The sequence below is a fragment of the Nonomuraea cypriaca genome (assembly GCF_015645445.1).
Classification (GTDB): domain Bacteria; phylum Actinomycetota; class Actinomycetes; order Streptosporangiales; family Streptosporangiaceae; genus Nonomuraea; species Nonomuraea cypriaca.
This window is the reverse complement of record NZ_JADOGI010000054.1, coordinates 20,555-40,266: the sequence shown is the minus strand read 5'-3', so window position 1 is coordinate 40,266 and position 19,712 is coordinate 20,555. Positions and strand designations below refer to the sequence as shown.

The following is a 19,712-nucleotide window of genomic DNA, read 5'->3' as shown; positions in this document are numbered from 1 at the left end:
GGCGTCGCCGTACAAGCTCTGATGAGGTACGGCGGTGCCGTACCGGGTCCTACGGAATTTCGATCACTTGGCCCGCGTAGGTGAGGCCGGCGCCGAAGCCGAGGATGAGTGCGAGACCGCCCGAGCGGACCTCGCCGCGCTCCAGCATGCGCGAGAGCGCGAGCGGGATGGACGCGGCGGAGGTGTTGCCCGCGTTGACGATGTCGCGCGCCACGACGGCCTGGTCGGCGCCCAGTTTACGGGCGATGGCCTCGATGATGCGCAGGTTGGCCTGGTGGGGCACGAACGCCGCCAGCTCCGAAGGGTCCACGCCCGCCCTGGAGCAGGCTTCGAGCGCCACCGGGTGCAGCGTGGTGGTGGCCCAGCGGAACACGGTCTGGCCCTCCTGGCGGAGGAAGTCGGTGCGGTCCTTGATGCTGATCGCGTCGGACTTGTCGCCCGAGCTGCCCCAGACGACTGGGCCTATGCCCGGCGTGTCCGAGGGGCCCACCACCGCGGCTCCGGCGCCGTCGGCGAAGATCACGGCGGTGGACCTGTCGGTCCAGTCGAGCCACTGCGACAGCTTCTCCGCGCCGATGACCAGCACGTTTCTGGCCGAGCCCGTGCGGACGGCGGAATCGGCGGTGCCGAGCGCGTAGCAGAATCCCGCGCAGGCGGCGTTGACGTCGAACGCGCCGGGCGAGGTGATGCCGAGGCGGTGCGCGACGACGGCGGAGGCGTTGGGGATCTGCGACTCGAGCGTGCAGGTGGCGACGATCACCAGGTCGACGTCGTCGGGGGACAGGCCGCTCGCGGCCAGCGCCTTGCCGCCGGCCATGGTGGCCATGTCCTCGAGGGACTCGCCGTGCGCGGCGACCCGGCGCTCCTTGATGCCGACGCGCGACTGGATCCACTCGTCGTTGGTGTCCATGGTCTTGGCCAGGTCGTCGTTGGTGACGACGTTGGACGGCTGATAGTGGCCGAAGGCGAGCACCTTGCCGCCTGGGGCGATGTCGGGGATCCTCACTTGATCAGCTCCCTGGCCGCGTCGAGGTCGTCGGGGGTCTTGAGCGCCACCGTCCGCACGCCGCGCATGCCCCGCCTGGCCAGGCCGGTCAGCGTGCCGCCGGGCAGCAGCTCGATCATGCCGGTGACGCCGAGCTCGGTCATGGTCTCCGTGCAGGCGTCCCACCTGACGGGGCTGCTGACCTGTTTGACCAGCAGCTCGACGAAGGCGGCGCCGGTGGCGACCGGCCGGCCGTCGGCGTTGGACAGCAGCGTGACGCGGGGATCGGCGGGAACGACGTTCCTGGCGGCCTCGCGCAGGCTCTCCACGGCCGGCGCCATGTGGACGGTGTGGAACGCGCCGGCCACGGACAACGAGATCATGCGGGCGCGGGCCGGCGCGTCTTCCTTGAACGCGGTCAGCTGCTCTTTCGTGCCCCCGACCACGATCTGGCCGGCGCCGTTGCGGTTGGCGGGCGTGAGACCGTGCCGCTCGATGCCGGCGAGGACCTCGTCCTCGTCGCCGCCGAGCACGGCCATCATGCTGGTCTCGGTGACGGCGGCGGCCTTGGCCATGGCCTGGGCGCGCTCGCGTACGAGGGTGAGGGCCTGCTCGTGGGTGAGGACCCGGGCCAGGGCGGCGGCGGCGAACTCGCCGACGCTGTGGCCCGCGAGCAGGTCAGGGGTCACGCCGAGTGCCTCAGCCGAGGCCAGTGCGGCGGCCACGAGGAGAGGCTGGGCGACGGCTGTGTCACGGATCTCGTCCGCGCCGGCGGTCGTCCCGTGGGCGATCAGATCGATCCCGACGACTTCGGACCAGGCGCCGAGCCGCTCGGCCAGGCCGGGCAACTCGAGCCAGGCGCTCAGGAAACCTGGGGATTGGGCACCTTGGCCCGGAGCGACGAGTACAAGCACAAAACCACCATGCCCTGTAGAAGTCCGACACGCGGATGGAGATCCGTACGAACTTTGTCCTAGGTGAATTGTAGGAATCCTACAGTGGGGATTTCGGCGTCATTACGTTAGGGCACGCCAAGTTACGGCACTTTCTGAGAGGCGGCCCAGGATGAGGCCGACCTGCAGGGTGAAGGCCGACCTGCCCTCCGTCGGCTGGTATCCGGTCAGCTCCGTGATTTTCTTGAGGCGGTAGCGAACGGTGTTGGGGTGCACGAACAGCAGCCGCGCCGTCGCCTCCAGCGAGGTCCCCTGCTCCAGGTACGTCGCCAGCGTGTCCAGCAGAGGCGTGCCCGCGAGGGGCAGGTAGACGTTCTCGATGAGCTGCTCCCTGGCGTCGGTGTCGCCGTCGAGCGCCCGCTCGGCCAGCAGGTCCTCGGCGTGCACGGGCCGGGGCGCGTCGGGCCACCCGCAGGACGCCTTCAGCCCGGCGAGCGCCGCCCGGGCGGACCTGGCGGCGGCGTGCAGGTCGGGCACCTCGGGCCCGATCACGATGGGTCCCACGCCGAAGCGGGCCACCACCTGCTTGGCCGCGTCGTTGACGCTGCCGGCGCCGCCGACGATCACGATCAGCCGGTCGGCCTGTACGCCGGCCAGCAGGTCCATGCCGATGCGGCGGCCCTTCTCGCGCAGTCCGTCGATGACCGAGCGCGGATCGTCGTCAGGGGCGTGCCCGGCGATGACGACGACGGGGGAGGAGGTCCAGCCGAGCGCGGCGGCCCAGGAGTGCAGGCCGTCGTCCACCTCCCCGCGTACGAGGGCGTCCACGATCAGCGCCTCGAGCCTGGCGTCCCACGAGCCTCTTGCCTCGGCCTCACGGGCGTAGACGTGGGCGGCGGCGAAGGCCACGTCGCGCGTGTAGCGCAGCATGGCCTGCTGGAGCTGGTCCTCGCCGCCCGGCGCGGCCAGCTCGTGGGTCTGCGCCTCCACCACCTCCACCACGACCCTGACGATGTCGACGGTCTGCTGGAGTGAGATCGAGCGCTTGAGCTCGCGGGGAGCCGTGCCGAAGAACTCGATGCTGGGAGTCGGCCGATCGTTGCCCGCGTGCTGGAACCACTCGACGAACGCCGCGATGCCCGCCTGGGCGACGAGTCCCACCCAGGACCGGTCCTCGGCGCTGAGCGCGCGGAACCACGGCAACTGGTCGTCCATGCGGGCCATCGCCGCCGTGCCGAGCGAGCCCATGGCCCGCTCGAGCCTGCGCGTGGTGTCCTCCCGGGTCCGGTCTGTCACGCCTCCTAGAGTGCCAGGTCGGTTCAGATGACCGCGACGGCGGTGATGACTCCGATCGCCAGATGCGTGACGGCCAGCAGGCGGGAGCCGGGCTGCAACTCCTTCTCCTTGATGAGGTCGCGTACGGATATGCCGACGATGCGGTCGAAGACCAGCATCGCCACGGTCTGCACCACGATGCCCACCAGGCCGAACACCGCCGTGGCCGCGAGTCCCTCGGCGAGCCGGCCGCCGGCGGCCCAGATGGAGGCCGCCACGATGAGGCCGACGGCGGCCAGGGCGGAGGTGGTCAGCAGGGTGGCGTTCGGGTTGCGTTCGGTACGGATGATCTCGCTCAGCCTGCCCGGGGTGGCCCAGTCGATCACGTAGAAGCCGACGATCATCAGGATCACGCCGACGGCCGCGTAGGCGGCGATGGCTCCGGCGCCGCGGGCCAGAAATTCGAGCAGGGTCACGTCAGTTCCAATCACGGAGTGTGCGGAAGGTTCGGTCGTTCATTCGGCGATGCGGTGCGGGACGAACGAGGAGGTGTCATCGGTGATGAAGCCGGTCGTCTCCCTGATGCCGAGCCCGGCGGCCTCGTCGGCGACCATCCAGGCGCCGAGCACCGGCCGCTGGCCCTCGAACACGGGCAGGGCCTCGAAGCCCTGGAAGACGTAGCCCTCCTTGCCGTACTCGCCGGGTGTCTCCTGCGTGCCTTCTGGGGTGACGATGCGCATGGAGGCACCCTCCCTGCCGAGCAGTGGCTTGGCGATGTACGACGTCAGCTCGCGCGGCCCGTCGAGGTAGGCGGGCAGCAGGCTGGGATGCCCCGGGTAGAGCTCCCACAGGATGGCCAGCAGCGCCTTGTTCGACAGCAGGGTCTTCCACAGCGGCTCGATCCAGGTGCCGTGCCGTACCGCGTGCCGCCCGAACTGGTCGGCCAGCATCCACTCCCACGGATAGAGCTTGAACACCGAGCGGATCACCTGCTCGTTCAGGTCGGCGAAGCGCCGGTTGAGCGCGTCCCAGCCGATGTCCTCCATGGCGATCGAGATCGTCCGCAGCCCCGCCTGTTCCGCGGTCTCCTGCAGGTACGCGACCGTCATGGCCTCCTCGCCGGTCTCGTCCATGTTCGTGAACGCGAAGTGCGTGGGCCCGGGAGGCAGCCGCAGCTCGCGCCAGCGGTCGATGAGCCGCTCGTGCAGGGAGTTCCACTGGTCGTCGCCCGGATACGCGTCCTGCAGCCAGAACCACTGCACCACCGACGACTCCACCAGCGAGGTGGGCGTGTCGGCGTTGTACTCCAGCAGCCTGGCCGGGCCCGTGCCGTCGTAGCGCAGGTCGAAGCGGGCGTACAGGTGCGAGTCGCGCCGCTCCCACGAGCGCGCCACCTCGTCCCAGGCCCACTCGGGGATGGCGAAGTCCGCGAAGCGGCGGGCCGAGATCACGTGCTCGACGGCCCGCAGGCACATGTCGTGCAGCTCCTCGACCTGCTCCTCCAGCGCCTCGACCTCGGCCATCGAGAAGACGTAGTGGACGGACTCGTCCCAGTAGGGCCTGCTCAGGCCCTCGGGGTGGGCGGCCCGGTGGTAGGCCAGGCCCTGCCCCTCGATCGTCTTCTCCCAGCCGCTCCTGGGAGTGCCATGTTCCCGGCGCACGTCAGCCCCCGCCGCCCCGGTTGCCGAAGCCGAAGCCGCCGCGCTGGATCTCTTTCCCGCTGCGGCTGGTGATGTTCACGTCGGAGGGCCGGTACGTGGTGCCGCCCCGGACGCGGTTGCCGACTCGGGTGCCGCCGTAATACCACAAGTACGCCCCACGCGAGCCGGCGTAGATCCCCGAGCTACGGCCGTCGTCGTCGCAGTAGTCGTCGTCCACGACCTCGTACGTGCCGTCGTCCTGCTGGATGACGCAGTCGGCGGTGACGTCGTCGTCGTCCTGCACGGCCGCGCAGTAGCCGACCAGCATCACGGACAGGACGCCGAGGACGGTCAGCGGAATGGCCTTGGACGCTTTGCGCGGACGTTTGGGAGGCGTTTGGTGAGGATTCGGCGGTTGTGCCATCAAGATCCTGCTTTCATGGGCCGATCAGCCTACCGGTGGCTTTCGTCTTGATTCAATGAGTAATGACTGTCTGTTGTGTGGTGCTTGGGTATGAATGACGCATGGAACCGGTTGAGGCGTTGCGCGAGATCGCCTTCCTGCTCGAGCGCGCCGGCGAGCCCACGTACCGCGTGCGTGCCTTCCGCCGTGCCGCCGCGATCGTCGCCGACCTCCCCCGGGACGAGCTCGTGCGGTTGTCCCGCACCGGCGGACTCGGCGACCTGCCCGGCATCGGTAAGGTCACCGCCCTTGTGATAAACGAAAGCCTCGATGGGCAGGTTCCTACTTACTTGCGCAGAATGCGGGCAACCGCCGGGGTCGAGCTCGACGCGGAGACCGCCGCCCTGCGGACCGCGCTGAAGGGCGACCTGCACAGCCACTCCGACTGGTCGGACGGCGGCTCGCCGATCGAGGAGATGGCGGAGGCGGCCATCGGCCTCGGCCACGAGTACTGGGCGCTCACCGACCACTCGCCCCGCCTCAGTATCGCCAAGGGCCTGCCGGCCGAGCGGCTCGAACGGCAGCTCGACGTGGTGGCCAAGCTGAACGAGGGGCTGGCCCCGTTCAGGATCCTGACCGGGATCGAGGTGGACATCAACAAGGACGGCTCGCTCGACCAGGAGCCCGCGCTGCTGGAGCGGCTGGACGTGGTGGTCGCCAGCGTGCACTCCGAGCTGCGCATGCCCGGCGAGGAGATGACCCGCCGGATGGTCACCGCCGTCGCCGACCCGCTCGTCGACGTGCTCGGTCACTGCACGGGCCGGGTGGTACGGGCCGGCGGGCGACGCGGGGAACGCCGCCCGGAGTCGTCCTTCGAGGCCGAGCTGGTCTTCGAGGCCTGCCGCAGGTTCGGGGTCGCGGTGGAGGTCAACTCCCGGCCCGATCGGCTGGATCCGCCGAAGCGGCTGATGCGGCTGGCGTACGAGATGGGGTGCCTGTTCGCCGTCGACTCGGACGCGCACGCGCCGGGGCAGCTCGACTGGCAGCGGTACGGGTGCGAGCGGGCGGCCCGCTGCGGGATCGAGGCGGACCGCGTCGTCAACACCTGGCCCCTAGACCGCCTCCTGGACTGGACCCAGGGCACGGCATAAATGTGCAAGCGGTTGCAGCCTCGATCCTGGCGTGATGTGCCCGGATGCCCCTAGATCACTGCAACTGGTTGGCTTATCATCCGGGTGTCGTTCCAGGAGGGAGCCGCCCATGTTAAGCCGCCGCGACGCCATGCGTGCCATGGCGATGTCCGCCTTCGCCGTCCCTGTTCTCAACGCGCATGCCGTACCCGATCCACTGGTGGGAGGCGATCCGTGGGCGCGGGCCAACCACGTCGCGGCGAAGGTGCGCGGGCCGAGGTTTCCGCGGCGCCGGTTCGACATCAGGGACCACGGCGCCGTCGGCGACGGGGTGACGGACTGCACGGCGGCCATCCGTTCCGCGATCAGGGCCTGTCACGAGGCGGGCGGCGGGCATGTGGACGTGCCGGAAGGACGGTTCGCGACCGGTGCCGTCCACCTGCTGAGCAACGTGGACCTGCACGTCACCGAGGGTGCCAGGCTGCTGTTCAGCACCGAGCCGAAGGCTTACCTCCCGGTGGTGCTGACCAGGTTCGAGGGCGTCGAGCTCTACAACTACTCCCCGCTGATCTACGCGTACGGGCAGCGGAACATCGCGGTGACCGGGTCCGGCGTGCTCGACGGGCAGGCGGACGACGATCACTGGTGGCCGTGGAAGGGGTCGGGCGACCACGGCTGGGAGCCGGGCGAGCCGCACCAGGCCGGCGCCAGGGCCGCGCTGTTCGCCCAGGCTGAGCAGGGGGTGGCGGTCAAGCGGCGGGTGTACGGCGAGGGCGGTTTCCTGCGCCCGTCCTTCATCGAGCCCTACCGGTGCGAGAACGTGTTGATCGAGGGCGTCACCATCGTCAACTCGCCGATGTGGGAGATCCACCCGACACTGTCGGAGAACGTACTCGTGCGGAACGTCATGGTCGAGACGCACGGCCCGAACAACGACGGCTGCAACCCCGAGTCCAGCCGGATGGTGGTGATCCGCGGCTGCACGTTCGACACCGGCGACGACTGCATCGCGATCAAGTCGGGACGCAACGCGGACGGCCGCCGGGTGAACGTGCCCAGCGAGTACATCCTCGTCGAGGACTGCACCTTCCGCGACGGGCACGGCGGCATGACGATCGGCAGCGAGATGTCCGGCGGCGTGCGCGAGGTCTTCATCAGGGACTGCACGATGTCCAGCCCCAACCTGGACATCGCGCTGCGCTTCAAGACGAACTCCGTGCGCGGCGGGTTCATCGACGGCTTCTACGCCAGGGACGTCGAGATCGGTCAGGTCGGCGGCTCGGTCATCGACATCAACTTCCACTACGAGGAGGGTCCCGGGCACGGCTTCAACCCCGTGGTGGGCGGGATCGACGTGCGCGACGTGACTGTACGGACCGCCAACCGGGCACTCAACCTGCGCGGTTACGCCGACGCGCCGATCCGCGGGGTCACGCTGACCGACGTGGACTTCGGCACCACCGCGACGCCGAGCGTGGCCGAGCACGTCGAGAACCTGGTGCTCAAGAACGTCCTCGCCAACGGCGAACCACTGATCGTCCCCTGACCGCCGCGCATGACGGTCCCCGGGATCATTCCCGGACACCGGCCTGCCCTCCGGGCTGGTCCGCGGGTGATCCCGCGGACCAGCCCGGAGGCGGCGCCGCGTCAGTGCGGCGCGTTGCCGGCTTCCTCGGCGTGCGCAGGAGCGGCCTCGCCGTCGTCCGCCCGCACGCCACGCCGGGTCTTCATGAGGCTGGCCACCGTGGTGATGGCGAGCACCGACACGATGACGCCGAGCGACACCCAGTTGTTGATCTCGGGGGCCCAGGCGACGTGCTCACCGCCGTTGATGAACGGCAGCTCGTTCTCGTGCAGGGCGTGCAGCACCAGTTTCACGCCGATGAAGCCGAGGATGAACGCGAGCCCGTACGACAGGTAGACCAGCTTCTCCACCAGCCCGCCGAGGAGGAAGTAGAGCTGGCGCAGCCCCATCAGGGCGAACGCGTTGGCCGCGAACACCAGGAAAGCGTCCTGCGTGATACCGAAGATCGCCGGGATGGAGTCGACCGCGAAGACGAGGTCGGCCCCGCCGATGGCCACGATGACGATGAACATCGGGGTCAGCCAGCGGCGCCCGTCGCGTTTGATCGTGAGCCGCGACCCCTGGTAGTCGTCCGTCACTGGGAACACCCGGCGGAGCAGCCGGACGATCCCCCCGTTGGGGTCGTACTCATCGTCATCGGACTGGTTGAACGCGAATTTCCAGGCGGTGTAGATGAGGATCCCGCCGAACAGCCAGAAAATCCAGCTGAAATGCTGGACGGCCTGCGCGCCGAGGCCGATGAAGACGCCGCGCATGACGAGGGCGAGCATGATTCCGATGAGCAGCACCCGATGCTGGTGAACTGCTGGAACCGCGAAATTCGCCATGATCATCATGAAGATGAACAGGTTGTCGACGCTCAGTGAGTATTCGGTGATGTAACCGGTCGCGAATCCGGCCGCGTGCTCACTTCCGGCGAAGATCCAGACGCCGATGCCGAAGAGCACGGCGCAGCCGATGTAGAAGGCCACCCATTTGGTCGCTTCCCGCACAGTGATCCTGTGCGGGTTCCTGTTCACCACGATCAGGTCGAGCAGGACGAGCGCGATCAGGGTGGCGAGGGCCGCTGCCCAAACCCAGGCGGGCACGGACATAGGTGGGGGCATAGTGCTCCTCCGACTTGGCGTTGGTACGTCTGTCGGAGGTCTTCTCCGCCCGCGCTCTCAGGCGGACCGACCGCGCCGGGTCCCAGATGGCCGGGACCGTAATGACGACGTGGCCGCGAAGGAGTACTCCCCTCCACTATCTGGCGACATCGTACATTGCGGTACGGGTGGCCGATAGGGGGCCCTCCGGCACACCGCCGACGGGCGCGGCAGCCATGCCCCGCTGCCTAGCGTTGCTTGAGGCGGAGTGCTTCTTTGCGGGTCTCGGCCTGGACGGACCGCTCGCGCTCCAGCCACGCTGGGTTCTCCGCTTTCAGTGCATCGATCTCAGCGGTGGTGAGCGGTACGGTGATCCCGCCTCTGGTCAGGCCGGAAATGGAGACCCCGAGCTTCGCGGCGATGACCTGCTTGGGGTGCGGGCCGTTGCGGCGCAGGTCAGCGAGCCAGGCGGGCGGCGTCGACTGCAACTCGTTCAGCTCGTCCCTGGAGACGACACCCGCCTGGAACTCGGCGGGAGTGGCCGAGAGGAGGACACCCAGCTTCTTGGCCGCGGTCTCGGGCTTCATCGTCTGGATGGTCTTCGGTTTGGGCGAGGTCATGGCGCCAAGAGTAGCCAGTCTGAACGGGTTCACCTGACATCGGTACGCTGAGGAAGTGACTGATGGAGAGACCGGCAAGGTGTTCCGGCTGGCGTACGTGCCCGGGGTGACACCCGCGAAATGGGTCGATGTCTGGACCGAGAGGATGCCGGGCGTGCCGGTTACCCTGGTCGCGGTTCCCGCCGCCGAGGCGGTGGGACTCCTGCGGGATGGCGGCGCCGACGCCGGATTCGTCAGGCTGCCGGTCGACCGCGACGGGCTCAGCGTGATTCCCCTCTACGTGGAGACCACGGTGGTCGTGGCGCCCAAGGACCACGCGGTGGCCGCCGCCGACGAGGTGGCCGTCGCCGACCTGGCCGACGACACGGTGTTCCATCCTCTGGACGACACCATCGAATGGACGGTCCGGCCCGGACTGCCCGCGTTCACCCGCCCGGCCACAACGGCGGACGCGGTCGGGCTGGTAGCGGCCGGCACCGGGCTTCTCCTGGTTCCGCAGTCGCTGGCACGCCTCCACCACCGCAGGGATCTCACTTACCGGCCGGTGCCGGACGTGCCGCAGTCTCAGGTCGCGCTGGCCTGGCCCACGGACGCGACAACTGACCTGGTGGAAGATTTCATCGGCATCGTCCGCGGCCGGACAGTGAACAGCTCGCGGGGCCGTACCCCCGCCTCCCCAGCGGAGAAACCGGCACCGCGGCAGGCGCGGAAACCCGCAGAGAACGGCTCCGGTCGCCGCGCCGTGCCGTCCAGCCGTAAACGGAAGGGCCACCGGTTTCGGTGACCTGCGGCCCGGTTCGGACCGCCTTGGAAGTCTTCCCGCCGCCGTCGCCCAGGAGGCGAGGTGATCGTCCCCGGAAAACCACTGGTGCTGCCCGTTGACTGTCTCCTACGGTCTGTCCATGTCGCTGGCCGAACACGCCCAGGTCCTGCAAGCCGAGGCCAACCAACTCCTCGACCAACTGGACCTGCCGACCGCGTTCCCCTGGCGTGCCCAGGTGATCGGCAGCGCGCTGTCCGGCCTGATGGTTCTCCGCGACCTCGACGTCATGTTCGACGCCCCGGACGCCACCGCGGTCCACGTCCTCACCGGCTTGGCAACCCTCGCCGAACGCGCCGAGTTGTTTGCTGTGGACTTCCGCGACGAACGAGGCGACCGCCGGCCGACTCCGCGACTCACGGACGAGCGCTTCTACGCCGTACTGCGAGTCAACGATGTCTGGAAGGTCGACCTGACGTTCTGGCTGCATGTCGTCGAGCGGCCGCACGTCCCCGACGCACTGCGGTTGCGTGCGGCAAGCGATGACCAACGCCTGACGATCCTGCGGCTGAAGCACGAGTGCCCGGACTACCCGAACACGATCGGCGGTTCGGACATCTACACCGCGGTGCTGGAGCGCGGCGTGCAAACGGTCGACGAGTTGCCGGCGAAATGAAGGGTGGCGACCGCTCTGCGCGGCGGTGCCTGCATGGTCGGCGGGTTGGGGTGTATGCCGGGGCGGTCGTAGGCGACTCGACGAGTTCGGCCATACGTGGAAGCTCCTCAGCCTCCAACTCGGCGACGTGAAACCCGTTGCCCCCGAAAGACTTGAGAAACCTCCGTCTGGTCGCATCTCAGGACTTTCAAGATCGTCCCCATTTCGTTCCAAGGCGAATTCCATGACCTTGGGGTGAGGACTGTACTTGTAGGTGGGCGGTACTGGGTTCGAACCAGTGACCCCTCGCTTGTAAGGCACGCCAGGAGAAGCGGGGATCTCAGGTCGTTCAGGGCCTCCTCGGCGAACGTTCCACCCAGGTCCTCGGCTGTCCGCACGCGTCCCGGGCCGTTGTCACTCAAATAGTCACTCAGCGAGACGGTGGCGGCAGTCTGGAGAGGGCGGGTCGAGCACTCCAGCAGAGGACCGCACACGGAGTCCCATGGATCACACACGGCGGTCTTTTTGCGAAGAAGTCGTCACACGGCAGAGCGCCCATCGTTTTCCGGCAGAACGCCCAGATAACCTTCGGCAGAACGCCCATGAGTGTTCCGGCAGAACGCCCACCGAAGGGCTCTATCTGCGATAACCTGCGGGATCGTGACGCAGACTTCTCTGTACCCGCGCCGCACCCAGGCCATGACGCGCGAAGCACTGGCGGACACCCGCGTGGTCGTCGTGAACGGTGCCCGGCAAGTCGGCAAGAGCACGCTGGCAGGCCTGATCGTCAACCAGGCGGACAACGCTCGCCAGCTCTACCTGGACGATCCGGCGACCTTGGCCGCGGCCGAGGAGGATCCCGTCGCCTTCGTCCGGCACGACGGACTTCTGCTGATCGACGAGATCCAGCGTGCCCCTCAACTACTCCTGCCGATCAAGCGCGAAGTCGACCGAGATCCGCGCCCGGGCCGCTACCTCCTCACCGGCTCCGCGCGCCTGCTGGGGCTACGCGACCTCCCAGACGCCCTGCCCGGCCGAACGGAGACCATCGAGCTGTGGCCACTCTCCCAGGGCGAGATCGACGATGCTCCGGACGGATTCGTGGACTGCGTCTTCACACAGGATCTCGACGCCTCAATGCGTTCCTGTTCCCTCCGTAAGCACGACTACGTTGACAGAGCGTTGCGCGGCGGCTACCCGGAGGCGGTTCGACGGGACCCGGGACGCAGGCGGAACAGGTTCTTCGACTCGTACATCACCGATCTGATAACCCGGGACGTGCGCCAGATCTCCGACATCGAACGTCCGGCAGAGATGCGCAGGCTTTTGAGCGTCATCGCCGCCCGCATGGGCGGATTGGCGGTGGTCCAGTCGATTTCCGGCGACGTGGGTCTCCCCCGGATGACACTCGCCCGATACCTGGACCTTCTGGAGCTGGTCTTCGTCATCAAGCGGATACCGGCCTGGTCCTCGAATCTCACCCGCCGCGCCATCTCCACCCCCAAACTGATCGTCACAGACAGTGGACTAGGCGGCCGCCTCGTCGGCATGTCATCCGAACGTGCCAGAGATGTCACAGCCCCCATTGGTCCCCTGCTCGAAAATTTCGCGACCGGCGAGGTGGCACGTCAGCTCACCTGGGCGAACGAGCCCGTCCAGCTGTTCCACTACCGAGACCGCGACAAAGTTGAGGTGGACATCGTCTTGGAGCACGCGTCCGGCGAAGTGATCGGGGTCGAGATAAAGGCGGCGGAAACCGTGCGAAGCGACGATTTCCGCGGCCTGCGCCACCTGGCCGACCGACTCGGAGCAAGATTCCGCGCCGGCTTCGTGCTCTATACCGGAGAACAGGCGCTGGCTTTCGGCGAGAGACTGCGGGCTCTTCCTATGGCAGCCTTGTGGACACTCGGGGCCGCGACCGGAGACGTATAAACCTCGGCGCGGCGAAGCCACTTCTTCTGGCACAGGTGGGCGGTACTGGGTTCGAACCAGTGACCCCTCGCTTGTAAGGCGAGTGCTCTACCGCTGAGCTAACCGCCCCTGATCGGCACTACACCTTACGACACCAACGGCGCCGACCGCACATCCACCGTCCACCCGGGGCCGAGGTCGGGTCGTCCGGCCGCGCGCCAGCCCAGCAGGGCCGCGCCGAGCATGCCGGCGTCCACGCCCAGTGCCGCCGGCACCAGCGGGGGTGCCGCGCGGAAGGCCAGGCGCTTGACGAGACGCGTGCGTACCGGGTCGAAGAGGGCGGGGCCGGCCTCGGCGAGGCCGCCGCCGAGGACGATCAGCGAGGGATCCAGGAGCAGCGTGTACGTGGCCAGCGCCAGCGACAGGGCCTCCACGGCCTCGTCCCAGACCTCGATGGCGATCGGGTCGTCCGAGGAGACCACCTGTTCCGCCTTGACGCCCTCCACGCCCGCCCGCTGGCTGTAGCGGCGGCCCACCGAGGCCGCCGAGGCGTACGTCTCCAGGCAGCCGAACTGGCCGCACGCGCACTGTTCGCCGTCCGGGAAGACCGGGGTGTGGCCGATCTCGCCGGCCCAGCCAGATGAGCCGCCGTACGGCTCGCCGCGGACGATCGAGGCGCCGGCGATGCCCGTGCCGATGGGGAGGAACAGGAAGTCCGTCAGCCCCCTGCCCGCGCCGAGAACGCTCTCCGCGAGGCCGCCGGTGCGTACGTCGTGGCCCAGCATCACCGGGATGTCCAGGGTGGTGAAGTCCGTGGCGGGGACGTCTCGCCAGCCCAGGTTCGTGGCGTAGACGGCGGCGTTCTCTGACACCAGGCCGGGGACCGCCAGGCCCACGCCGGCCGGGGTGCCGTCACCCGAGGCGGCCAGGTGGCTGATGAAGCCGGAGACGGCGGTGACGACCGCCTCCGGGCCCTCTTCTCGGGGCGTCTGACGCCGCTCGCTCAGCAGGACCGCGCCGGACTCGCTGACCAGGCCGCCCTTCATGGACGTGCCACCGACGTCGAGCGCGACGACGAACGAACTCTTAGCGGACACGGAAGGAGACGATAGCGCAGCTCAGTACATGTCTGGAAAGTCACCCCGGAGTGTGGCGTACACGGCCGACGCCCGTCCTCGCCGCGGCATGCGGAAGTACGGGCCAGCGGCACGCGTAAAGCGTCGATCCCTCAGGCCCTGCCGAGGACGCGGTTGAGTGCCGCCTCCACCTCCGCCGAGAGGCCGGGCGGCGGTGGCGCCACCGCCCCGGTGAGCCCGTCTGCGGAACGCGCCATCCACACCGCGCCGCACGAGCGGCACTCCACCTCACCCAGCCGGCAGATCAGCGCGGTGGACCGGCACGTAGAGCAGGAGTCCAGGTCGAGGTCGCGCAGCCGTTGACAGTCCGGGCAGATGAGCACCTGCGACTCATCGCGCACCCCGCGCTGCCACGGGCTGGCGCCGCGTACCGGATCCGTCTGCCGGGCCCCGCAGCGGTAGCAGGGCATCGTTCCCCTCCGAGGTCATCGAATATCGGCGAGTGCCTTGACGTAGTCGGCGACGTCGCGTGCGGCGGAGATCGGATTGACCACCGACCACCGGATCACGCCCTCGCCGTCGATGATGAAGGTCCCCCGCAGCGCGAGCCCCTTCGCCTCATCGAACACACCGTACGCCTGGGCGACCTGTCCGTGTGGCCAGAAATCAGAGAGCAGCGGGAACGCGTAACCCTCGCGATCCGCCCAGGCACGCAGAGCGAACATCGAGTCGACCGAGACGGTCAGCACCTGCGCGTCGAGAGGATGGTCGCGCAGCGCGGACAGCTCGCCTCCACAGATTCCGCTGAAGGCAAGCGGATAGAAGACCAGCACGACCTTCCTGCCCCGGAACTGAGTCAAGCTCACCGGAGTGCCGTGCTGGTCCTGCAGCTGGAAACCCGGAGCCAGGGCGCCGACCTCGGCAGGATGTGCGCTCATAAGCCTCATCCTGCCGCATGGCAGGCGCTCGGGCTCCCTACCGACGGCCCTTGGGCGCCACGAGCCTGGTCCCTGACCAGTCGGGTGCGGCCGAGATGCTGCTGGTCTGCGAAAGACCCGCGGTAGCGGCATCCTCCCCGATGTCGCTCGGCTCCACGTGGCCATCGCGCCCGGCCTTGGGAGTCAGCAGCCAGATCTGGCCGCCTTCGGCGAGTGCTCGCATGGCATTGGTCAGAGCGTCGAAGAGGTCCCCGTCGCCGTCGCGCCACCACAGCAGCACCACGTCGACGACGTCGTCGCTCTCCTCATCCAGCAGCTCGTTGCCGGTCAGGTCCTCGATGGAGTCGCGAAGCTCGTCGTCGACGTCCTCGTCCCAACCGATCTCCTGCACCACCTGACCCGGCTTGAGGCCGAGTCGTTCGGCCAGGCCGCGCTCGCCCTGCGCCTGACCCGCGGTCGCGCTCACGTTTATCCCTCCTGCTTGAGTGGCCCCGCTTATGCGGTTATCGCTTCGGCACAGTCCACACGCTGTGACCCTCAGTCGTCAACGGTCGCCACGGGTACGGCCGTAGTCGGCCAGAATCAATCAGACAAAAACGACAGGCGAACCTGGCGTTGCGGGTTGTCGACGTTGAGGTCCACGAGTGCGACCGATTGCCAGGTGCCGAGCGCCATTCGCCCGCCCAGTACGGGGATCGTCGCATACGGCGGGATCAGCGCCGGCATGACGTGTGACCTCCCGTGACCAAGCGAGCCGTGCGCATGACGCCAGCGGTCGTCGGCGGGCAGCAGCTCACGCAGCGCCGCGACCAGGTCGTCGTCGCTGCCCGAACCCAGCTCGAGCAGCGCGACCCCGGCGGTCGCGTGCGGCACGAAAACATGCAGCAACCCGTCTTCGCCCTGAGCGCGCACGAACTCGGCGCATTCGGCCGTGATGTCGTGCACGGTCTCTCGTGAACCCGTGGCCACAGAGATGATTTCTGATCTCACGGATAAATCTTACTTAGGTACGACGACTGCATCCGGGCCGGGGAAAACCAGCCGGTTGTGCCCGTCATCGAACCTCACCATGTAGGGAGGCCCGCCGTTCGAGCCTTGGACCTCCATGATCACACCGATCCGGTCCCTTTCGCCAACGGTATTCGCGTGCACCAGGAGCCGGTCGCCTACCGCTGCCTTCATACCTCCCAGATTGGTACGCCGAACGCCCAACGAAAAGACCAATTCGCAACTTTTGCTCCCCCGAGAGGGGAAGGAAGAACGATGACCGGAACGTTACGCTGCGCGGATGTGGCGTTTCGGCGACGCGGTCAAGCGCGCGAGCCCCTCCAGGATCGAGGTACGGCTGAGCGCGTGGGGCGGTCCAACGCCGAGATCGTCAAGGAGACGGTCAAGTCGCACGTCTCCGGTGTCCTGGCCGATCTCGGCGTGGCCGATCACGCTCAGGCCGCCGTCCACGCCCTCCGGGAGGGCGTCGTACCCCTTGATCAGGCCCTTTGGAGAGCTGACGCGACCCTGCGGGGGCGCGCCCGGGGGTGGGTGGCTAGACTCGCCCGGCTCGTGCGGGTGAGAAGCTCCGCTGTCCGGGGGAGGCTCTCGAAGGGGGAAGAGCCGCCCGGCACGCCGGGTTCGGCTTCGCGCGAATTTTCGTTCGTTTTCCGGTCTTGTTAAAATAGCCATGCGATGTAACCTTTGGTGGCGATTCGTCCTACCATCGGTGGTCTAGGCCATCGGAGAGGTCCCTGCCAGCAGGGACACTCTGGTTACCGGCGAGTAGAGATGCGTTTTCTACGGCTAGCGACCAGGATGGAAGGCGACCCAGACCAGACATCAGTCCATCTCGGAAGGCGAGACCCAGTGGCTTCCGGACGCCAGCGATTCTCGATCATCAGCGACGGCCTACCCAGCCAGCTGCCTGATGTCGACCCCAGCGAGACCAACGAGTGGCTCGAGTCGCTCGACAACGTGGTCAAGACCGAGGGCCGCACCAGGGCCCGCTATCTCATGCTCCGCATGCTCGAACGAGCGCGCGAGCACCAGGTCGGCGTGCCGGGCCTGCGCAGCACCGACTACATCAACACGATCCCGCCGGAGCGCGAGCCGTGGTTCCCCGGTGACGAGCACGTGGAGCGGCGCATCCGCGCCTACATCCGCTGGAACGCGGCCATCATGGTGTCGAGGGCCAACGCCCGCACCAACGTGGGTGGCCACATCGCCACCTACGCCTCGGCCGCCTCGCTCTACGAGGTGGGCTTCAACCACTTCTTCCGCGGCAAGGACCACGGCGAGTCGGGCGACCAGGTCTACTTCCAGGGGCACGCGGCGCCCGGCATCTACGCCCGCGCCTACCTCGAAGGCCGGCTCAACGAGGCCCAGCTCGACGCGTTCCGCCAGGAGCTGTCGCACGGCTTCCACGGTCTGCCCTCCTACCCGCACCCGCGGCTCATGCCGGACTTCTGGGAGTTCCCGACGGTCTCCATGGGCCTGGGTCCGATCAGCGCGATCTACCAGGCGCGGTTCAACCGCTACCTGTTCAACCGGCAGATCAAGGACACGAGCCGCAGCCACGTGTGGGCGTTCCTCGGCGACGGCGAGATGGACGAGCCGGAGTCGCTCGGCGCCATCGGCCTGGCCGCCCGCGAGGAGCTCGACAACCTCACGTTCGTGATCAACTGCAACCTGCAGCGGCTCGACGGCCCGGTGCGCGGCAACGGCAAGATCATCCAGGAGCTGGAGTCCTACTTCCGCGGCGCCGGCTGGAACGTCATCAAGGTCGTCTGGGGCCGCGACTGGGACCCGCTGCTGGCGGCCGACGTCGACGGGGTGCTGGTCAACCAGATGAACACCACGCCCGACGGCCAGTTCCAGACCTACTCGGTCGAGTCCGGCGAGTACATCCGCGAGCACTTCTTCGGCGGTGACCCGCGGCTGCGCAAGATGGTCGAGCACCTGACCGACGACGACATTCGCAAGCTGTCGCGCGGCGGCCACGACTACCGCAAGGTCTACGCGGCGTTCAAGGCGGCCCGCGAGCACGTCGGCCAGCCGACCGTGATCCTCGCCCAGACCATCAAGGGCTGGACGCTGGGCAAGGACTTCGAGGCGCGCAACGCCACGCACCAGATGAAGAAGCTCACCAAGGCCGAGCTCAAGGAGTTCCGCGACCGGCTCTACCTGCCGATCCCCGACTCGGCGCTCGAGGGCGACCTGCCCCCGTACTTCCACCCGGGCGAGAACGACCCCGAGATCGAGTACATGAAGGAGCGCCGCGCGGCGCTCGGCGGCGTGCTGCCCAAGCGGGTCATGCGCGCCAAGCCGGTCAAGCTGCCAGGCGACGAGATCTACGGCACGTTCTCCAAGGGCTCGGGCAAGCAGCAGGTGGCCACCACGATGGCGTTCGTACGCCTGCTGAAGGACCTCATGCGGGACAAGGAGATCGGCCACAGGTTCGTGCCGATCATCCCGGACGAGGCCCGCACCTTCGGTCTCGACGCCATGTTCCCGACGGCGAAGATCTACTCTCCGCACGGCCAGACCTACGAGGCCGTCGACAGGGAACTGCTGCTGTCGTACAAGGAGGCGGTGCAGGGGCAGATCCTGCATGAGGGCATCAGCGAGTCGGGTTCGATGGCCTCGGCCATCGCGGCCGGCACGTCCTACGCCACGCACGGCGAGCACATGATCCCGATCTACATCTTCTACTCGATGTTCGGGTGGCAGCGCACCGGCGACCAGATGTGGCAGATGGCCGACCAGATGACGCGGGGCTTCCTGCTCGGCGCCACGGCCGGCCGCACCACGCTCAACGGCGAGGGCCTGCAGCACGAGGACGGCCAGACGCCGCTCATCGCCTCGACCAACCCGGCCGCGGTCTCCTACGACCCGTCCTGGGCGTTCGAGGTGGCCCACATCGTCAAGGACGGCCTCCGGAGGATGTACGGCGACCAGCAGGAAGACATCTTCTACTACCTGACGGTCTACAACGAGCCCTACCTGCAGCCGGCGCAGCCCGCGCACATCGACGTGCAGGGCCTGCTCAAGGGCCTGTACAAGTTCGCCGACGGCCCCGAGACGCAGGGCCCGAAGGCCAACATCCTGTCCTCCGGCGTGGCGGGGCCGTGGGCGATGGAGGCCCAGCGGATGCTGGCCGAGGACTGGGGCGTGTCGGCCGACGTGTGGTCCGCGACGTCGTGGTCCGAGCTGCGCCGCGAGGCGCTGGCGTGCGAGGAGCACAACCTGCTCAACCCGGACGCCGAGCAGCGCGTGCCCTACGTGACCCGGGTGCTCTCCCAGGCGCACGGGCCGCTGGTGGGCGTCAGTGACTACATGAAGGCCGTGCAGGACCAGATCGCGCAGTGGGTGCCGGGAGACTGGTCCTCGCTCGGCACCGACGGGTTCGGCCTGTCCGACACGCGTTCGGCGCTGCGCCGCCACTTCCACGTGGACGCCGCCTCGATCACGCTGGCCGTGTTGACCAGCCTGGTCAAGCGGGGTGAGCTCGACGGTGAGGTGCTGCGCGAGGCCATCGCCCGCTACCACCTGAAGAACGGCGTCACCGAGGCAGGCGGCGCCGAGAGCAACGACACCCAGTCCATGGGCGTCTGATCCATCGCGTTCCGGCGCTCCCGCGAGGTCCCTTTCGCGGGAGCGCCGTCGTTCCGGCCGCCCGCGCCGGAGGTGGGGCGGCACGTTCAGGAGGGGTACGTGCCGCCTCACCCAGCTTTGGTGCAGGGTCCCGTATTGTGGGCACTACTTC

Annotated in this window: 21 protein-coding genes and 1 tRNA gene; 6 read left to right on the top strand and 16 right to left on the bottom strand. The window is 68.2% G+C overall.

What is annotated here, in order from left to right; translation table 11 throughout:
* Positions 1-49: 49 nt before the first annotated feature.
* From ITP53_RS19505 to ITP53_RS19480, 6 genes are all read right to left on the bottom strand, one after another.
* A complete protein-coding gene (locus tag ITP53_RS19505; RefSeq protein WP_195896841.1) occupies positions 50-1,006 on the bottom strand; it encodes a beta-ketoacyl-ACP synthase III in 957 nt (318 codons plus the stop codon).
* Positions 1,003-1,899, bottom strand: a complete 897-nt coding sequence (locus ITP53_RS57665) for an ACP S-malonyltransferase (RefSeq protein WP_195896840.1) — start codon at positions 1,897-1,899, stop codon at positions 1,003-1,005. The genes ITP53_RS19505 and ITP53_RS57665 overlap by 4 nt, the downstream gene beginning before the upstream one ends.
* A gap of 102 nt (positions 1,900-2,001) precedes the next feature.
* Positions 2,002-3,126 (bottom strand): PucR family transcriptional regulator, encoded by a 1,125-nt coding sequence (locus ITP53_RS19495; protein ID WP_195896855.1) that lies wholly within the window; start codon positions 3,124-3,126, stop codon positions 2,002-2,004.
* A 71-nt stretch (positions 3,127-3,197) separates the two neighbouring features.
* A complete protein-coding gene (locus ITP53_RS19490; RefSeq protein ID WP_195896839.1) occupies positions 3,198-3,629 on the bottom strand; it encodes a DUF350 domain-containing protein in 432 nt (143 codons plus the stop codon).
* A 39-nt stretch (positions 3,630-3,668) separates the two neighbouring features.
* Positions 3,669-4,814: a glutathionylspermidine synthase family protein gene (locus ITP53_RS19485; RefSeq protein WP_195896838.1), complete on the bottom strand. Its 1,146-nt coding sequence runs from the start codon at positions 4,812-4,814 to the stop codon at positions 3,669-3,671.
* A gap of 1 nt (position 4,815) precedes the next feature.
* On the bottom strand, positions 4,816-5,217 hold the full coding sequence (locus ITP53_RS19480; protein ID WP_195896837.1) for a hypothetical protein: 402 nt from the start codon (positions 5,215-5,217) through the stop codon (positions 4,816-4,818).
* 101 nt (positions 5,218-5,318) lie between these two features.
* Between ITP53_RS19480 and ITP53_RS19475 the strand changes: the two genes are divergently transcribed.
* Both ITP53_RS19475 and ITP53_RS19470 read left to right on the top strand, forming a co-directional pair.
* A complete protein-coding gene (locus ITP53_RS19475) occupies positions 5,319-6,347 on the top strand; it encodes a PHP domain-containing protein (RefSeq protein WP_195896836.1) in 1,029 nt (342 codons plus the stop codon).
* Positions 6,348-6,456: 109 nt separating this feature from the next.
* A complete protein-coding gene (locus ITP53_RS19470) occupies positions 6,457-7,872 on the top strand; it encodes a glycoside hydrolase family 28 protein (RefSeq protein WP_195896835.1) in 1,416 nt (471 codons plus the stop codon).
* A 101-nt stretch (positions 7,873-7,973) separates the two neighbouring features.
* Here the strand turns inward: ITP53_RS19470 and ITP53_RS19465 are convergent, their stop codons facing one another.
* Positions 7,974-9,005, bottom strand: coding sequence for a TerC family protein (locus tag ITP53_RS19465; RefSeq protein WP_195896854.1), 1,032 nt, complete (start codon positions 9,003-9,005; stop codon positions 7,974-7,976).
* Positions 9,006-9,244: 239 nt separating this feature from the next.
* Entirely contained in the window at positions 9,245-9,616 is a 372-nt protein-coding gene (locus tag ITP53_RS19460; protein WP_195896834.1) for a DUF5997 family protein, read from the bottom strand.
* 55 nt (positions 9,617-9,671) lie between these two features.
* Between ITP53_RS19460 and ITP53_RS19455 the strand changes: the two genes are divergently transcribed.
* From ITP53_RS19455 to ITP53_RS19445, 3 genes are all read left to right on the top strand, one after another.
* Positions 9,672-10,400, top strand: a complete 729-nt coding sequence (locus tag ITP53_RS19455; protein WP_328815072.1) for a LysR family substrate-binding domain-containing protein — start codon at positions 9,672-9,674, stop codon at positions 10,398-10,400.
* A gap of 94 nt (positions 10,401-10,494) precedes the next feature.
* Positions 10,495-11,052 (top strand): hypothetical protein, encoded by a 558-nt coding sequence (locus ITP53_RS19450; RefSeq protein WP_207756142.1) that lies wholly within the window; start codon positions 10,495-10,497, stop codon positions 11,050-11,052.
* Positions 11,053-11,691: 639 nt separating this feature from the next.
* Complete coding sequence (locus tag ITP53_RS19445) at positions 11,692-12,963, top strand: ATP-binding protein (RefSeq protein WP_207756141.1); 1,272 nt, start codon at positions 11,692-11,694, stop codon at positions 12,961-12,963.
* 36 nt (positions 12,964-12,999) lie between these two features.
* On the opposite strand, the gene ITP53_RS19440 is transcribed toward ITP53_RS19445, so the two are convergent.
* From ITP53_RS19440 to ITP53_RS19405, 8 genes are all read right to left on the bottom strand, one after another.
* Positions 13,000-13,071, bottom strand: a tRNA-Val gene (locus ITP53_RS19440).
* A gap of 17 nt (positions 13,072-13,088) precedes the next feature.
* Positions 13,089-14,039: an ROK family protein gene (locus ITP53_RS19435; RefSeq protein WP_195896832.1), complete on the bottom strand. Its 951-nt coding sequence runs from the start codon at positions 14,037-14,039 to the stop codon at positions 13,089-13,091.
* 131 nt (positions 14,040-14,170) lie between these two features.
* Positions 14,171-14,488 carry a hypothetical protein gene (locus tag ITP53_RS19430; protein WP_195896831.1) on the bottom strand — a complete coding sequence of 106 codons (318 nt, stop codon included), beginning with the start codon at positions 14,486-14,488 and terminating at the stop codon, positions 14,171-14,173.
* Positions 14,489-14,503: 15 nt separating this feature from the next.
* Positions 14,504-14,956 (bottom strand): peroxiredoxin, encoded by a 453-nt coding sequence (locus ITP53_RS19425; protein ID WP_195896830.1) that lies wholly within the window; start codon positions 14,954-14,956, stop codon positions 14,504-14,506.
* 37 nt (positions 14,957-14,993) lie between these two features.
* A complete protein-coding gene (locus ITP53_RS19420) occupies positions 14,994-15,422 on the bottom strand; it encodes a DUF3052 domain-containing protein (RefSeq protein ID WP_195896829.1) in 429 nt (142 codons plus the stop codon).
* Positions 15,423-15,538: 116 nt separating this feature from the next.
* Positions 15,539-15,946: a secondary thiamine-phosphate synthase enzyme YjbQ gene (locus ITP53_RS19415; RefSeq protein WP_195896828.1), complete on the bottom strand. Its 408-nt coding sequence runs from the start codon at positions 15,944-15,946 to the stop codon at positions 15,539-15,541.
* Positions 15,947-15,955: 9 nt separating this feature from the next.
* Positions 15,956-16,138 (bottom strand): DUF1918 domain-containing protein, encoded by a 183-nt coding sequence (locus tag ITP53_RS19410; RefSeq protein WP_195896827.1) that lies wholly within the window; start codon positions 16,136-16,138, stop codon positions 15,956-15,958.
* A gap of 93 nt (positions 16,139-16,231) precedes the next feature.
* Complete coding sequence (locus ITP53_RS19405) at positions 16,232-16,414, bottom strand: hypothetical protein (protein WP_195896826.1); 183 nt, start codon at positions 16,412-16,414, stop codon at positions 16,232-16,234.
* A 399-nt stretch (positions 16,415-16,813) separates the two neighbouring features.
* Between ITP53_RS19405 and aceE the strand changes: the two genes are divergently transcribed.
* Positions 16,814-19,561: a pyruvate dehydrogenase (acetyl-transferring), homodimeric type gene (aceE, locus tag ITP53_RS19400; RefSeq protein WP_195896825.1), complete on the top strand. Its 2,748-nt coding sequence runs from the start codon at positions 16,814-16,816 to the stop codon at positions 19,559-19,561.
* Positions 19,562-19,712 lie beyond the last annotated feature (151 nt).

Coding starts and splice junctions, on each gene's coding strand:
- ITP53_RS19495 (WP_195896855.1), bottom strand. CDS start 3,126: ATGGGCTCGCTCGGCACGGCGGCGATGGCCCGCATGGACGACCAGTTG.
- ITP53_RS19480 (WP_195896837.1), bottom strand. CDS start 5,217: ATGGCACAACCGCCGAATCCTCACCAAACGCCTCCCAAACGTCCGCGC.
- ITP53_RS19475 (WP_195896836.1), top strand. CDS start 5,319: ATGGAACCGGTTGAGGCGTTGCGCGAGATCGCCTTCCTGCTCGAGCGC.
- ITP53_RS19470 (WP_195896835.1), top strand. CDS start 6,457: ATGTTAAGCCGCCGCGACGCCATGCGTGCCATGGCGATGTCCGCCTTC.
- ITP53_RS19465 (WP_195896854.1), bottom strand. CDS start 9,005: ATGTCCGTGCCCGCCTGGGTTTGGGCAGCGGCCCTCGCCACCCTGATC.
- ITP53_RS19460 (WP_195896834.1), bottom strand. CDS start 9,616: ATGACCTCGCCCAAACCGAAGACCATCCAGACGATGAAGCCCGAGACC.
- ITP53_RS19430 (WP_195896831.1), bottom strand. CDS start 14,488: ATGCCCTGCTACCGCTGCGGGGCCCGGCAGACGGATCCGGTACGCGGC.
- ITP53_RS19425 (WP_195896830.1), bottom strand. CDS start 14,956: ATGAGCGCACATCCTGCCGAGGTCGGCGCCCTGGCTCCGGGTTTCCAG.
- ITP53_RS19410 (WP_195896827.1), bottom strand. CDS start 16,138: ATGAAGGCAGCGGTAGGCGACCGGCTCCTGGTGCACGCGAATACCGTT.